Below are 15,443 nucleotides of genomic sequence, written 5' to 3'. Positions count from 1 at the left end.
AAATAGCCATTTAAAATAAAATGTTGACTTGTAGGCTTTTTAATGGTATAATATAAAAAATATTTGGAAAGGATCATATATGATGAGGGTTGAACTTATTACCCATACACCTGAGCCTGAAAAGGTGGTTGCTACTGCTGCAAAACTTTGCTATTCAAGCAGTGATATCGCCTCGCTTAGAGAGGGTCTTACGGAAGAAAAAACAAAGAGCTTTATTGAAAGGCTCGTGTCTATTGGTCACGAAAGCCCTATGGAACACGTTTCTTTTACTTTTGGCATAGAGGGGATATCCCGTGCCTGCTCTCATCAGTTGGTAAGACACAGAATTGCGTCTTATTCTCAAAAAAGCCAGCGTTATGTAAATGAAAGCGGCTTTGAGTTTATCACGCCACCATCAATAGAGGCTGTGCCAGAAGCAAAGGCTGCATTTGACAGGCAAATGGATCAGCTACTTGATTGTTATAATAAGATTGCAGACATACTTACAAATACACATGAAAAGGCGTTTTTAGAGCAGGGTATGTCTGAAAAGGACGCACTTAACAAGGCTAAGAAAAAAGCCTATGAGGACGCAAGATTTGTTCTTCCAAACGCTTGTGAAACAAAGATAGTTGTGACAATGAACGTCAGAACACTGTTTAATTTCTTCCAGCATAGATGCTGTAACAGAGCACAATGGGAGATAAAGGCTGTGGCTGATGAAATGCTCAGACTTTGCAAGCAGGCCGCTCCTGAGCTCTTCAAGAACGCAGGTCCGTCATGTGTGATGAAAGGCAAGTGTCCGGAGGGCGCAATGAGCTGTGGAAAAATGGCTGAAGTAAAGAAAATTTACGGAGAAATGAATAATGTTGAATAAATCTGGACTTATAGTTCTTGAGGGACTTGATGGAAGTGGAAAATCAACTCAGTTTGAAAGGCTTTCTGCTTATTTCAGTGAAAATGACATAAAGCATAAGGCTATAAGCTTTCCTGACTATGATAATCCGTCGTCTGCGTTGGTAAAGATGTATCTTAATGGTGAAATAGGCAAAACGCCTGCTGACGTGAATGCCTATGCAGCTTCAAGCTTTTACGCTGTTGACAGGTACGCTTGCTACAAACAATTTTGGGAGCATGACTATAAAGAGGGAAGTCTTGTACTTGCAGCGAGATATGTTACGTCAAACTGCATTTATCAGATGACAAAACTGCCGAAAGAGCAGTGGGAAGATTTTATAGGTTGGCTTGAAGATTACGAGTATGACAAGCTTGGGCTTCCAAGACCTGACAAGGTGATATTCTTGGATATGCCAATAGAGATATCTCAAAAGCTGATGTCGGGAAGATACGGCGGAGATGAAAGCAAAAAGGATATCCATGAAGCAAATGTGGAGTATCTGAAAAAATGCCGTGAAGCCGCTTTGTTTACCGCAGAGAAACAGGATTGGGATATTATTCCTTGCAGCGACGGCAGCGAGCCTTATACAAAAGATAAGATTTTCGGAGATGTTCTGGGGTTAATCAATAGAAAGTAATGTGTGTTTAATGTTTGATTTCAGAAAAATAAGTTTTGAGGACAAAGAATGGATAACCAAGTGTCTTGCAGTATCAGATTTCAGAGGAGCAGAATATTGCTTTGCAAATAATATGGCGTGGCAAAGACTTAATGACACTGTAATAACACATTATGGTGATTTTTATATAAGCTGTTCCTTTGAGGACGGTCAGCCGTATTTTACATTTCCTGCGGGCGTTAAAATAGACGTTGAGGGCAAAGAAAAATATATCAGGCTTTTTGACGAGCTTAAAGAATATGTTTCCGCCCAGGGAAAGCCGCTTATCGTATCTTCTGTAACAGATGATAACCTAAGCTGGATAAAAGAATATTATGGTGATAAAATCATCTGCGAGTATGATAGGGACAGTTCAGACTATATTTACAATGCTTCCGACCTTATCGAGCTTAAAGGCAAAAAGTATCACGGCAAGCGTAACCACATAAAGCGTTTCATGGACGAGCCTTGGGAATACAGAGAGCTTACTGATAAGGAAATAGACAGCTGTATTGAATTTTCGGCTGAGTTTTATAATAAGAATGACAACGCTGACGATCCTTCGGCGGTGGTTGAACAATATGCTATTGATCTTTTTCTTACGAATATGAATAGGCTCGGACTTAAAGGCGCTGTGCTTTACAGAAATGATAAAATGACAGGCTTTACGGTTGGTGAACAAATAAATTCGGATACCTTTGTGGTGCATATAGAAAAAGCACTCGCTGACGTTCAGGGTGCATATCCTATGCTGTGTAGTCAGTTTGCGTCGCATAATGCAAAGGGTCTCAGCTTCATCAACAGGGAAGAGGATCTAGGAATAGAGGGTCTTAGAAAGTCAAAGCTTTCTTATAATCCTGCTTTTCTTTTGAATAAAAATGTAATTACTTTCAGATGATCGAAAGGAGTCATTTGTTATGGTTTATGTATTTCTTGCCAATGGTTTTGAGGAAATGGAGGCTCTTGCCCCTGTGGATCTGCTCAGACGAGCAGGCGTTGAAGTTTTTACTGTAGGCGTAGGCTCTGATATGATAGTCAGCTCACACAACATTCCTGTCAAGACCGATACAACAGTGGATAAGATAGTTCTTAATGACGAGCTCGAAATGATAGTTCTCCCAGGTGGTATGCCGGGTACTTTAAATCTTGAAGCAAGCCCTGATGTGCTTGGTGCGGTTGATTACTGTGCTGATAATAACAGATACATTGCCGCAATATGTGCCGCTCCGTCCATAATCGGTCATAAGGGTCTTCTTGACGGCAGATATGCAACTTGTTTTCCAGGCTATGAGAAAGATCTTAAAGGTGCGATACATTCTGCCAGACTTGTGGCTGTTGACGGTAAATTCATCACTGCAAAGGGCGCAGGCTGCAGCATGAAGTTTGCACTCAAGCTTGTAGAGCTTCTTGTTTCAAAAGAAAAGGCAGAAGCCCTTGAATCAGGTATGCAGAGCAAATGACAGATAAAAAAGCTTTAAGAAAGCATTTCAAAGAGTTACGTCTTAGTATGTCTGCGGAAGAAAGAAAACAGGCAGATGTGGCTGTTCAGCAAGCTTTCCTTGACAGCGAGGAGTATAAAAGCTGCACAACTGTGCTTGCATATGTTTCCTCTGATATTGAAGTGTCTACGGCGGAGATAGTAAGAAAGGCGCTAAAGAGCAAAATAGTGCTATGCCCGAGATGTGAAAAAAACGGCAATATTATGTATTTTTACAGAATAAACAGCACCTATGATCTCAAAAAGGGTAGGTTTGGCATTTTTGAGCCTGATGAAAGTTGTGAGAAATACTGCGTTTTTGACAATGCCTTGTGTATCGTGCCTGCGCTTTCGTATGATAAAGACGGATACAGGCTTGGCTTTGGAATGGGCTTTTATGACAGATTTTTGGCTGATTATAATGGCATAAAGCTAGGTTTATGTTACGATAACTGTATGTCAGAAAGCTTTTGTCATGACGGCTATGATATCTCTGTAGACAAGGTATTTACTGATAAGGATATATATACTATAAACACAAAGGAAAGGAAGTAAATAATGGACGATCTGAATTTTAATGTTGACGATATAATAAATGATGTCAACGCCAAGATAAAGTCTGCCGAGAAAAATGAAGCGGACGAAGAAAGCGTTGAAGCAGAGCCTATCGCTGACACTGAGAACAGTTCCGAAGCCTGTGAACAGGCAGATAATACTGACGAGAAACCACAGGAAACTCCAGAAGCGACCGATGACAAGCCTGAACCTATCCTAGCTTTTCACGAAGACAACTCAGAGGAAGACAAAGGCGAAGAAGACGAGGATAAAGAGCCAGAGAAGCCCGAAAAGCAAGAAAAAAAGTCAAAAAGTAGCAAGAAGAAAAAGAAAAAAAGAAAGAAAAGCAAGGTGAATAATTCGGTGTTTGGCGGAATTATACTTGTTATAGTAATTCTTACAGTCTCTTTAGTGCTTGCAGTGGGCGGCATTTCTATTGGCATGGAGTATTATGGTATTGGAAAAACTGACGAGGATATCAGATTTAATATCCCTGCAGGCTCAACAAACAGTGAGATAGCTGATATACTTGTAAATGAGGGAGTTATAAAGAACAAAAAGCTGTTTATGCTTGCTTTGAAATTTGAAAAGCCCGCAGCTATATATCCTGGTGATATCACACTTCAGCCATCAAGCGGATATTCTGAAATAATCGAAAAACTTTCACAAATGAGAGAGTCATACAAGACTGTAAGTATTACATTCACAGAGGGAGAAAATCTTCTTGACATAGCTAAAAAGCTTGAAGATAATGAGGTCTGCACTGCTGACGACTTCCTGTTTGAATTCAATAAAAATCAAGGCTTTGACTTTGAAAATGATGTTGATGATAACGGCGATATGTTCTATCGCATGGAAGGCTATTTCTATCCTGATACATATGAGTTTTATGTGAATGACAGTGCAGGAAACGTTACCAAGAAGCTTAGAGAGCAGTTTGAAAAGAAATACGAATCTGTCAAAGCTAAGATCAAAAATTCCGGTATGTCACTTAACGAAGTTATGACCCTTGCTTCTATCGTTCAGCTTGAAGCCGCTTCTGAGGACGAAATGCCAAAGGTAGCTTCGGTATTCCTGAACAGACTAGATGACCCTGACACCTATCCTATGCTCCAGTCTGATACAACAACAAATTATATTAAGAATGTTATAAAGACCGAGGCTGACAACACAGCTTCTATCGAGCATTATACCGAGTGTTATGATACCTATAAGTGCAAGGGCTTGCCGGCAGGACCAATATGCAACCCTGGTATGGCTGCAATAAACGCTGTTCTTGAGCCTAAGAAGACTGATTACTATTACTTCTGTAATAATCTTAAGACGGGCGAAACATTCTATGCAAAGACACTTGACGAGCATGAGGAAAATCTTGTTAAGGCTGGACTTGCAAAGAAAAAGTAATAAAGGATTGAATTTTTAATGACTGAAAATAATTTGCTTGAAGTTCTTGCTCCTGTGGGAGATATGGAACGTCTGTATGCGGCGCTGGATTTTGGTGCTGATGCAGTTTATCTTGGAGGTACGGCTTTCGGAATGAGAGCCGCCTCTGCAAGCTTTGACGCTGAGCTTCTGAAAAAAGCCTGTGACGAGGCTCACAGCAGGGGTAAGCGTGTGTATCTGACCTGCAATACGCTTCCTCATAATGACGAGATAGTGCATTTAGAGCAGTTTGTGAATGACGCTCTTGCGGCAGGCGTTGACGCTATGATAGCCAACGATATCGGTGTTTTCTCACTGATAAAAAAATATGCACCTGATATGGAGATTCATGTTTCCACACAGGCTGGTATAGTAAATTATGTTACTGCAAATGAATTTTATAACATGGGTGCTAAGAGGGTAGTGCTTGCAAGAGAGCTTTCTCTCGAGGAGATCGCCGAAATAAGAGCAAAGACCCCTAAAGATCTTGAAATTGAGTGCTTTGTACATGGTGCAATGTGCGTAAGTTTTTCAGGCAGATGTTTGCTTTCCCAGTACCTTGTAAACCGTGACGCAAATCGTGGCGAGTGCGCACAGCCTTGCCGCTGGGGATACCACCTTATGGAAGAAAAGCGCACCAATGAGTTTTATCCTGTTTTTGAGGACGAAAAAGGAACTTATATCCTCAACGCCAAGGATATGTGTATGCTCAACCACATTGATAAGCTTGCAGAGGTAGGCGTGAACAGCTTTAAGATCGAGGGCAGGGCTAAATCTTCGTATTATGTGTCCGTTATCACAAATGCCTACAGAAAGGCTATGGATATCTATAAGTCTGATCCGAAGCATTTTGAGTTGCCACAGTGGCTTAAGGATGAAGTTTTCAAGGTAAGCCACAGAGCATACTGTACAGGATTTTTCTTTGGTCACCCAAAGGAGAGCCAGTATTACGAAAACGGCGGGTATATTCGTGAATATGATGTTGTGGCTGTGGTTGACGGTTGTAGCGGTGGAAGAATATACTGTACTCAAAAAAACAAATTCAACAAGGGCGACGAGATTGAAGTGCTTTCACCTGTTGGTAGCCCTGTGAAGTTCACCGTGGAGGAAATGTTTGATGAATACGACAACTCCATAGATACTGCAAACCATGCAGCTATGAAGATGTCGATAAGATCAGATCTGACATTCCCAGAACATTCTATAATTCGTATGAAAAAATAGCAAAAAAGCCATGTGATTTTCCTCACATGGCTTTTGTTTACTTCTTTTTCTTTTCAATTTCTTCAGACAATGGATTCGACTCCATGGCCTTTTTGATGTTTTCATCAGATAAATGGGTGTATATCTCAGTGGTCGCAATGCTTTTGTGACCGAGTATATCTTTCAGTACAAGAGTATCTACACCGCCGTGTTGGTACATTAGGGTTGCGGCTGTATGCCTGAGCTTGTGGGTGGTAATACCCAAATTACTAAGTCCTGCACGCTGGAGCTGTTCATCTACTATTTGTTGAACACGTCGCTTGTTTATCCTTGTTTTGTTAGCTGACAAAAAAATGGCAGTTTGTTCCACATGGGGACGGGTAGTGTCAATATACTCATCAAGTGCAGAAACACAAGCGTCGTTAAGATAAATAATGCGCTCCTTGCGGCCTTTGCCGAGGACACGTAGAGTTCTGTTATCTCGGCTGTAATCGCTTAAATTCAAGCCCACAAGCTCGCTCAGACGCATACCGCAGTTAAGGAACAGAGTAATGATACAATAATCACGCACCTGATTTTTAGAGTCGATATTACGCAGAAGCTCAAGGCTTTGTTCAAGGGACAGATATTTAGGCAAGGCTTGATTTATATGTGGCAATTCAAGATCATCAAGCGGATTGTTTGAAATAATCTTGGCTTTTTGACAAAGATATACATAGAATTGTTTCAAAGCTGAACATTTTCTTGCACGGGTTTTTGTGGAATTATTGCGCTCATCTTTGAGATACTTTAAATAAACATAAGCATCGTTTAGTGAAAAGCATTCGAGCCATTCTATTGGCGTTTCTTTTATTTTTATTTTATTGAAAGGCGTTTCGGCTGGAATTGCATGGTGCTTGACATTAAGATATCGCAGAAATGTTCGGATATCAATAAAATAAGCTTCTTCAGTGCGGTCAGAACGGTCTTTGACAACTTTCATGTTAGTTAGAAAATCGTCAAGATAATATGGGCAATCATCTACATATGCTTGTTTCATTTATATCTATTCTCCTTATTTATCACTTCTCTAAGTTTCACTAAATTTTTATTTAGTGAAACTTTCTGTACACACTGTGTGAGGGGCTGTTTGTGACTCTTTTACGCTTGTCGGCTCTCCCCGTTGTGCACTGCTTTAAGTATACACCCTACTTTGTGGGCTGTCAAGCTATGCTACATTTGCGGTAATCCATTGACAACTAAATTTATGATATCATATAAAGCAAGGCGAGGTTAAAACCTTGCTCATATGATATTTTTTTTTCGTATAGCAGTTGCTTACTTACGAACCTTTGCGAGCCACTTCATTATTTTTTTGAACAAATTATTTTATAAATTTCCTCCAAACAGTTGATTTTACAGCGAAAATATGATAAAATTATAGTAGTATATTTTATGAAAGGAACGATAGTTAATGAACGACAAGAAACCTATGGTCATGAGAATACTCGTTCTCGCTTTGGTTGCCGCACTTATACTCGGTCTGATCGTCGGAACTGTCATTAGTGCTGTATAATGGTGCATATCGGAAATAGCTGGGACGATATTCTGGCTGATGAGTTTAAAAAGGAATATTATTTGAAACTCCGTGAATTTTTGAAATACGAATATTCACACTTCACTGTTTATCCTGATATGCATGATATCTTCAATTCATTGAAGTACACGCCTTATGAAAACGTCAAGGCTGTTATCATTGGACAGGATCCTTACCATGGTCCGGGACAGGCTCATGGTCTTTGTTTTTCCGTTAAAGCTGGTGTTAATCCACCACCTTCTTTGCAGAATATTTTTAAAGAACTTAATGCTGATCTTGGTATCTCTATCCCTAATAATGGCGAGCTTACCGATTGGGCTAAGCAGGGCGTGCTGATGATGAACACTGTTCTTACTGTTCGTCAGGGTCAGCCTAATTCTCATAAGGGTAAAGGCTGGGAGCAGCTTACTGACGCTGTAATAAAAAAGCTTAATGAGCGTAATGTGCCTACTGCATTTATCCTTTGGGGTGGCAATGCTAAGGCTAAGGCACCACTTATAACGAACCCTATTCATGCAGTATTCAAGGCAGCTCATCCATCTCCATTGTCTGCATATAATGGTTTTTTCGGATGCAGGCATTTTTCTAAGGTTAACGATTTCCTTGTAAGTAACAATATTCAGCCAATAGATTGGACAATAAGCAATAAGTAAAAAAATAACCTCGGTTTGTATCACTACAGGCCGAGGTTTTATTTTTATAGTTTTTTGATGTGTTGTATAAGCAACGCTACTCCCATTACAATGAGGTTGTAGACGATAACTAGCGTTGGAGTAAGCTGAACAAATGAACCTGTCAGCATCATTATAAGGGCTATGAACGCCGCAAGTATCGTTGCACCATACATCACTGACGCACCAAGTTCTGCGGTAAATTTGAGCCTTTTTGCGCCTATCACAAGCATTGCAAATGACGGAAAATGTCCGCTGCAAAGCATTGATGAAGCCTGACGTGGAACGTACTCGGTTTCGTTTTCGTAATCCTTGTGATATCTGAAGCTGAGAAGCTTAACGCTGTCGCTTTCAATATCAAAGAGGTCAGAGAGAAAACGCTGTGAAAGAAAGCCGTCAACTGTTCTTATTACTGTTGTGATACCTTCAAGTTCAAGCTCCTGAAGCCAACGTGTAACGGACAGATTAGGCGATACCTGAATAACGAACATTGCTGCTGTTATTCCAGAAATAGAAAGATATACAGCAACATTCCCATTTGTATACTCCTTCTCTTTTGCTTCTGACGGCAGACCATCAATAGAGTGGTTTTCCATAAGCTCTCTTGTACCAAGAAGTACACGTTTGTTTTCTATCCAGCCCGAAAGTCCAAGACCGTCCTCATAAATGTAGCTTTCAACAGGATAAAGCAACTCAGTCTTTCCTCTGAGCATTTTGTAGAATGTAGATTTAAGAACACTTCCCGATTGACAGCTAAGGCTTGCCGCCATTAAAATGCAGTCTTCAATAGAAATAGCTGAGAGTAGTTTAAGGTTTGCAAGCTCAATACTTCCTTTAGGGAAAAGCTGTTCAGCGTCAACAAGAAGTGAATTTGTGTCAGCAAATTCATCAACAGAAGAATATCCCAGCATTACCGCTGAATACTGCAAATACTTCTTTGTAGCTCTTGCCAAAGGTACATTTACTATAAGCATTACCGCAAACGAAGAACACATGGTAACAGTGCCTGAGAAAGCCGCAAGTGCTATGAACAAACGTTCTTTCATGTTTGACGCACCCTTATCAAATATAAGTGACAAAAGTGCTATAACAACGCCTGCAATGAGGATATAAGGGCTTATTTTCTTTGAATACTCATCTGAGATATCAGAAGTGTAGCTATTCTTCATGAAATCGTCCACAAACTCGGTTTTGCGCATAGCTGCTATCTTTGGCTCTGCAACAGCACCTCTTGTGAAGTTTTCTGCTATTTCCTCATCTTCAACGGATGTAACTGCATATCTCTCAAAATCTCCTGCAACGTACCTAAAATTACGTTCAGTACGTTTTACCACCATAAGTTTTCCAAGAGTATTGAATATCAGACCCACGATTGCAACGGATATGTAAACATGGTAAACACTGTCACGAATAGACTCAGGGTCAAATAGATTTATTATTCCTGCAATGACTGTAATAAAAATACCTATCGCTGCTATTGTATCATTATCTGCCTCTTTTTTAAATAGGCTTTTCATTCCTGCAAGAAGCACGTTATAGCACACCGCTATAGAAATAAGACCCAAAATAGTGTTTGCAAACAGATATGCCGCAGGGGTTATCGTTCTGTCAAATGTCTTTATAAGGGGTAGTTCCAAGTCATTTGCAACCGTGATGAATGTGCTGAAAATGCCCGTAAACAGAAGTACACAAAGCCTTAGAACAAGGTTGCTCTTCACATGACGGATAGAGCCAAAGACCTTTTCGGCGTCATCAAACTTCTTAAACTCCGTCTGCCCTGCCTTGTCTTTATCGTTTTTATCATCACTGTCAGGCTCGCTTTCCTGCTCGTCAGTTTTAAGAACAAAGCTGTCAACTTTCTTCTTTCTGTGCTGTGACAATATAGAGGATTTTTCCTCATAGGTGGCGTCATCAGGGATAAGTGCCTTGTCAAACTCCTCTGTTTTCGGGATTATTTTTCCCGTCAGTCCCATTTTGATATCTTTAAGGCTTGCCCTGTTCACAGGCGGAATGCTCTGCTTTGCAGCCTTGCCTTTTTTATGTTTGGTGAGATTATTTATAAGTGCAGCATTTTCCTCATTACGTTTTTTCTCATTCGTATGATCTGACGCCAATTCATCATCAAAATCTGTTGCTTTTATTGGATCATAGCCGTCACTATCTATATCGCTGGTATCATTATCTTTTTCAATACTCTCATCAATATTAGTATCTTCATTTAAAATTTCATCGTTTTCCTGTGACTCGTCAGTCTTTAAATCGTTTTCAACTTTTTCGCTGTATTCTGAAATTATATCGTCTATTGAGAATTTATCAGCCAAAGCTTTAACCTCCCTGTTCCTTATAGATTTCTCTGTCTTACGGCTTCGTACATAAAAATGCCCGCCGCAACGGAAGCATTCAAAGAATTGACTTTGCCTGCCATAGGCAAACTAAGCAAAAAATCACATTTATCTTTTATTAAACGTCCCATGCCGAAGCCCTCAGAGCCGACTATCAGCCCTATAGGACCAGTTAGCTTAACTTCAGTATAGCTCTGTCCCTCGCCGTCAGTTCCATATATCCACACACCGTTTTCTTTAAGCATATCAATAGTTGCAGCAAGATTTGAAACTCTTGCAACAGGCAACCAGCTTGCTGCACCTGCGGACGTTTTGAAAACAGTTGCGTTCAATGATGCACTTCTTCTCTTTGGAATGATAACGCCGTGAGCACCTGCCGCCTCAGCCGTTCTGATTATTGCACCAAGATTGTGCGGATCTTCTATCTCATCGCAAATGATAATGAAAGGATCCTCTCCCTTTTCATTTGCGATGCTGAGAATATCCTCCGGAGACACATACTCCGCACACGCACCCATAGCAATAACACCCTGATGTGAAGCTCCCCTGCTCATATTGTTGAGTTTTGTTTCGGTAACACGCTTGACATTTATGCCTTTTTCCTTTGCAAGTCTACAAATAAGTGTTATAGAGCCTTTAGCCTCAGGGTTAATATAGATAGTGTCGATCAGCTTATTTGCTTTTAAAGCCTCGATAACAGGGTTTCTGCCAATTATAAACTGCAGTTCATTTTCTTCGTCTAAATTATTATTTTTATCTTGATAATTACTCATTGAATTTTCCTTTTCAAAAAAATATACTACTCGTAATTATACCACAAAAAAACCATAATGCCAATAGTAAACAGGCTTTTTATATAGACTTTCGACGATTTACACAAATTTTATCAATGATATTTATGCTTATCACATACACAATGCGATAAGCAGCAGAACAAGCATTGCCACACCAATTATAGTTGATATCACAGCCGCAAAGTTGAATTTTCTGTTTGTCGAAAACATTTTGTCCCCCGTTATCGCACTTGCGATATCAACAGCATTTTTTCTTAAAATATCAGGGTGTAGATGATTTTTATTTGCGTTTACAAATAATAGAATCTTATCAAAACATTCATTTTCTGTACACTTTATTTCGATGATTTGTTTATTAATTCCTTTGAGCATTACAGTCAACTCCTCTAAATACCAATTACTTGATTATATTACTGATTGTTGGCATTAAAAAAGTGCAATATTCAACATTTCAACGCAAAAATGTTGAATATGAAAAGTTTTCAACATTCGTAGGGGCATTTTCTGTTGAAAACCATGTTGAAAACGTTGAAAACTCATGGTTTTATCGGTATTTGCAGGCTGTTGAAAACTTCATATTATAACGAAAATCGACCATTTAAGCGAAAAAACGCTAACTTTTGGGAACAAATACACACGAGAATGTTACGAATATATTAACACACAAACTTGTCTGTTGAAGGTTATTTGTTAGCAGCGGAATGACCGCACTTTACATAATTTTTGAATTTGTTTGAGAATAAATTTACAATGCTAGATCCAAAGTACAAAAAAATGACCTGTTCAAAGAACAATGACCTATTAAATGATATAAGCTGATCTTCTGTACATATAATTGTACTTTTACAATCTTCTGCATAAAATCTAAGCTGTAACCATTGTAACGAAAAGTAACGAAAATTTCTTATCTTGTGGTAAGAAATTTTATAGCACGCTCTATGGAGTCTTTTGAGTTTCCCCAATCGGCATTTGCTCCTGTGTTACGGTAGTCATACATCTTGCAGTAGTGTGATACGTCCGCTTCAAGAGTGTCAAGATATTTGCTTGTCAGCTCGCCGCAAGCGTCAATAAACTGCTTCTGATATTTCTTATCCATACTTTCAGTACACATAGACACTAAAAGGTCATAGTGCGGCAGACAAAGCATTTCCTGCTGAGCAAAAAGATCTCTGAAATCACGCTGTTGAACATACATCTCAAACAGCGTAACGAGTATCCTTGACATTCCCCAATCCACCTTGCTGCATACAAAACATTCGTTATTAACTGCGCTGACTTTCTTTTGCTTTGCTGTCTTGCCCTCGAACATTTTCTTTCGTGTGAAAATATGCTTTTGCATATCCTGCAAATGTGATTGAAGCATAAGCGCAAGTGACAATCTATTTTTGCAGGCTCTCATCTGTTCAAAATGTGTTTTGCAGAAACCGAGCTTATTGGTCTCCATACGCACGTCTGGCTCCATCATAGCCGCTCCCATTATGTACTCAACAGTTCTCTGCTCCAACGTATCACGCAGGCGGCATATTGGACAGCCGCATTTCGGCTCAAATATATCTGTGACAGGTATTGTCAGAATGCTTTCTCTCATATGATCTATCCTTTCTTAGATATGTTTATTTTATCCGCTTGAAAAATACTAATATTTATAGTATAATATTTTTTGTAGAATTTTGCAAGTAGATTCGATGATTTTATGATAAATAGGAGCTGAATTTTATGGATTATACACAAAGCGGCAGTGACATTTTGCTGAAACAGCCTGATTTTGGACTAGATGATACACTTGATTGCGGACAGGCTTTTCGCTGGGAGAAGATAGATAAAAAAACTTACAGCGGAGCTTTCCTTAACAACAAACTTACCATAAGTGAGGAACCCGAAAATGGCGTGTTTAGGTTTCATGACACTACTGTGCAGAACTTTGAAAACATTTGGATCGATTATTTTGACCTGAATACTGATTACGGGGAGCTTAAACGCCGCTTCTCTGAGAACGAAACTCTGTCAAAAGCCTGCTCATTTGCAGGCGGCATAAGAATACTCAGGCAGGACAGTTGGGAGGCGTTATCTTCCTTTATAATAAGTCAGAATAACAATATCCCAAGGATAAAGGGCATTATAGGACGTTTGTGTGAGCATTATAGCGGCTACCCTTCTGCAGAAGATATGGCAGATGAAACTATAGACAGCCTTGCATATCTGCGTTCAGGGTTCAGAGCAAAATATCTTGTTGACGCCATTGAAAAGGTTTTGAGCGGTGAGATAGACTACCAAAATATAAAAGAAATGCCCCTTGACGATGCACGAAACGAGCTTATGAAGATCAAGGGCGTTGGTCCGAAAGTTGCTGATTGTACACTGCTTTTCGGCTTTTACAAAACGGACGCCTTCCCAAAAGACGTGTGGGTGAAGCGAGTGCTTGCACAGTGGTATCCGAACGGACTTCCCTCTTGTGTGAAGGGTGTCGAGGGCATTGCACAGCAATATCTATTCCACTACATAAGAAATACCCAGAAATAACAAAAGACCCGATCGTAGAGTTTTCCACGGTCGGGTCTGATATTTTATTACATAGACTCTGGGCAAGTTATCTTGAGCATATCAAGAATATTCTTTATTACCTGCTTAACTGCAAGTGAAAGTGAAAGTCTTGCCTGCATAACGCTCTCGTTTTCTCCCATGATACGGCAGTTGTTATAGAACTTGTGATACATTGTAGCAAGGTCTATAACATACTTTGTTACCTTAGCTGGGTCATAAGCCTTTGCAGCCTCGTTTATAACGTTTGGCAGAGTAGCAAGGTGTTTTATCATCTCCTGCTCCTCAGGGGCTGTGAGGACGCTGAGAGCCGCCTTGTCGAGGCTCTTAACTTCAATGCCCTCTTCGTTCATCTTTTTAAGGACAGAACAAATTCTTGCGTGTGCATACTGTACATAGTAAACTGGATTCTGGCTTGTCTGAGATACAGCAAGGTCAAGGTCAAAATCGAAGTGAGAGTTAGGCTCACGGAGATTGAAGAAAAATCTTGCTGCGTCTATTGGAATCTCGTCAAGAAGAGTTGACAGAGTGATAGCTTTGCCTGAACGCTTGGAAAGCTTATACTTTTCACCGTTACGGACAAGGTTTACCATTTGCATGATAACAATGTCAAGTCTGTCAGCGTCAACGCCAAGTGCTGTCATAGAAGCTTTAATACGAGCTATATATCCGTGGTGGTCCGCACCGAAAATATCTACAGCTTTATCGAATTTTCTTACTGCAAGCTTGTTGTAGTGATATGCGATATCAGGCACAAGATATGTTGGCACACCGTTTTCACGAACGAGAACTCTATCCTTTTCGTCACCGAACTCTGTTGTTTTAAACCAAAGGGCACCGTCTTTTTCATAGGTATGACCGCTTGCTTTGAGCTGTTCGATAACTCTCTGAACTGAGCCGTCCTTATGAAGTGTGCTTTCGTTGAACCACTTGTCATACTGTATTCTATATTTGCCAAGGTCGTCGTGAAGCTTCTGAATGTTCTTTGGCAAGGCAAAATCGCAAAGTGCCTGACGGCGTTCCTCGCTGTCAGCGTTCACATACTTGTCGCCGTATATCTCATTGAATGCGTTTGCATGGTCGATTATGTCCTGACCCTTATAAGCGTCCTCCGGAAGTTCAGTTTCAGGCTTGTATATCTGAAGATATCTAACTTCGAGTGAAGTCTTGAACTTCTCTATCTGATTGCCTGCGTCATTGATATAGAACTCTCTTGCTACCTCATAGCCTGCCTTTTCAAGAACAGACGCAAGACAATCGCCTATAGCTCCGCCTCTTGCATTACCTATGTGCATAGGACCTGTTGGATTTGCAGAAACAAATTCCACAAGAA

At 40.1% G+C, this 15,443-nt stretch carries 14 protein-coding genes; 9 read left to right on the top strand and 5 right to left on the bottom strand.

Annotated elements, in window-relative coordinates:
* Positions 1-82: 82 nt before the first annotated feature.
* The 7 genes from thyX to QVO88_RS02250 are packed head-to-tail and all read left to right on the top strand — an operon-like array spanning position 83 to position 6,210.
* Positions 83-856 (top strand): FAD-dependent thymidylate synthase, encoded by a 774-nt coding sequence (thyX, locus tag QVO88_RS02280; protein WP_265290635.1) that lies wholly within the window; start codon positions 83-85, stop codon positions 854-856.
* A complete protein-coding gene (locus tag QVO88_RS02275) occupies positions 846-1,514 on the top strand; it encodes a deoxynucleoside kinase (RefSeq protein WP_022286916.1) in 669 nt (222 codons plus the stop codon). Before thyX ends, QVO88_RS02275 begins: the two co-directional genes overlap by 11 nt.
* 10 nt (positions 1,515-1,524) lie before the next feature.
* On the top strand, positions 1,525-2,430 hold the full coding sequence (locus QVO88_RS02270; RefSeq protein WP_022286915.1) for a DUF2156 domain-containing protein: 906 nt from the start codon (positions 1,525-1,527) through the stop codon (positions 2,428-2,430).
* Between the two features lie 19 nt (positions 2,431-2,449).
* Positions 2,450-2,992: a DJ-1 family glyoxalase III gene (locus QVO88_RS02265; RefSeq protein ID WP_022286914.1), complete on the top strand. Its 543-nt coding sequence runs from the start codon at positions 2,450-2,452 to the stop codon at positions 2,990-2,992.
* The gene (locus QVO88_RS02260) at positions 2,989-3,564 is read left to right on the top strand and encodes a 5-formyltetrahydrofolate cyclo-ligase (RefSeq protein WP_022286913.1); all 576 of its coding nucleotides are present in this window, start codon (positions 2,989-2,991) and stop codon (positions 3,562-3,564) included. Before QVO88_RS02265 ends, QVO88_RS02260 begins: the two co-directional genes overlap by 4 nt.
* Before the next feature lie 3 nt (positions 3,565-3,567).
* Positions 3,568-4,968 carry an endolytic transglycosylase MltG gene (gene mltG, locus QVO88_RS02255; RefSeq protein WP_022286912.1) on the top strand — a complete coding sequence of 467 codons (1,401 nt, stop codon included), beginning with the start codon at positions 3,568-3,570 and terminating at the stop codon, positions 4,966-4,968.
* Positions 4,969-4,986: 18 nt separating this feature from the next.
* Complete coding sequence (locus tag QVO88_RS02250; protein ID WP_022286911.1) at positions 4,987-6,210, top strand: U32 family peptidase; 1,224 nt, start codon at positions 4,987-4,989, stop codon at positions 6,208-6,210.
* Positions 6,211-6,247: 37 nt separating this feature from the next.
* On the opposite strand, the gene QVO88_RS02245 is transcribed toward QVO88_RS02250, so the two are convergent.
* Positions 6,248-7,228, bottom strand: coding sequence for a tyrosine-type recombinase/integrase (locus QVO88_RS02245; protein ID WP_022286910.1), 981 nt, complete (start codon positions 7,226-7,228; stop codon positions 6,248-6,250).
* A gap of 515 nt (positions 7,229-7,743) precedes the next feature.
* Here QVO88_RS02245 and QVO88_RS02240 point away from each other — a divergent pair.
* The gene (locus QVO88_RS02240) at positions 7,744-8,418 is read left to right on the top strand and encodes a uracil-DNA glycosylase (protein ID WP_022286908.1); all 675 of its coding nucleotides are present in this window, start codon (positions 7,744-7,746) and stop codon (positions 8,416-8,418) included.
* Between the two features lie 44 nt (positions 8,419-8,462).
* Here the strand turns inward: QVO88_RS02240 and QVO88_RS02235 are convergent, their stop codons facing one another.
* The 3 genes from QVO88_RS02235 to QVO88_RS02225 form a co-directional block, all read right to left on the bottom strand.
* On the bottom strand, positions 8,463-10,757 hold the full coding sequence (locus tag QVO88_RS02235) for a hypothetical protein (RefSeq protein ID WP_022286907.1): 2,295 nt from the start codon (positions 10,755-10,757) through the stop codon (positions 8,463-8,465).
* A 20-nt stretch (positions 10,758-10,777) separates the two neighbouring features.
* Positions 10,778-11,551, bottom strand: a complete 774-nt coding sequence (gene rlmB / locus QVO88_RS02230; RefSeq protein ID WP_022286906.1) for a 23S rRNA (guanosine(2251)-2'-O)-methyltransferase RlmB — start codon at positions 11,549-11,551, stop codon at positions 10,778-10,780.
* 925 nt (positions 11,552-12,476) lie between these two features.
* Entirely contained in the window at positions 12,477-13,160 is a 684-nt protein-coding gene (locus tag QVO88_RS02225; protein ID WP_022286904.1) for a DUF6062 family protein, read from the bottom strand.
* A 128-nt stretch (positions 13,161-13,288) separates the two neighbouring features.
* On the opposite strand from QVO88_RS02225, the gene QVO88_RS02220 reads away from it, so the two are divergent.
* Positions 13,289-14,092, top strand: coding sequence for a DNA-3-methyladenine glycosylase (locus QVO88_RS02220; RefSeq protein ID WP_022286903.1), 804 nt, complete (start codon positions 13,289-13,291; stop codon positions 14,090-14,092).
* A 47-nt stretch (positions 14,093-14,139) separates the two neighbouring features.
* Here QVO88_RS02220 and argS read toward each other — a convergent pair.
* Positions 14,140-15,443: arginine--tRNA ligase (gene argS, locus QVO88_RS02215; RefSeq protein WP_288177724.1), on the bottom strand; the 1,304-nt coding region annotated here is incomplete at its 5' end.

The organism is Ruminococcus sp. CAG:57 (genome assembly GCF_000435935.1).
Taxonomy (GTDB): Bacteria; Bacillota; Clostridia; order Oscillospirales; family Ruminococcaceae; genus Hominimerdicola; species Hominimerdicola aceti.
Note: the sequence above shows the minus strand (reverse complement) of the source record. Positions and strands in the feature narration are given on the sequence as shown.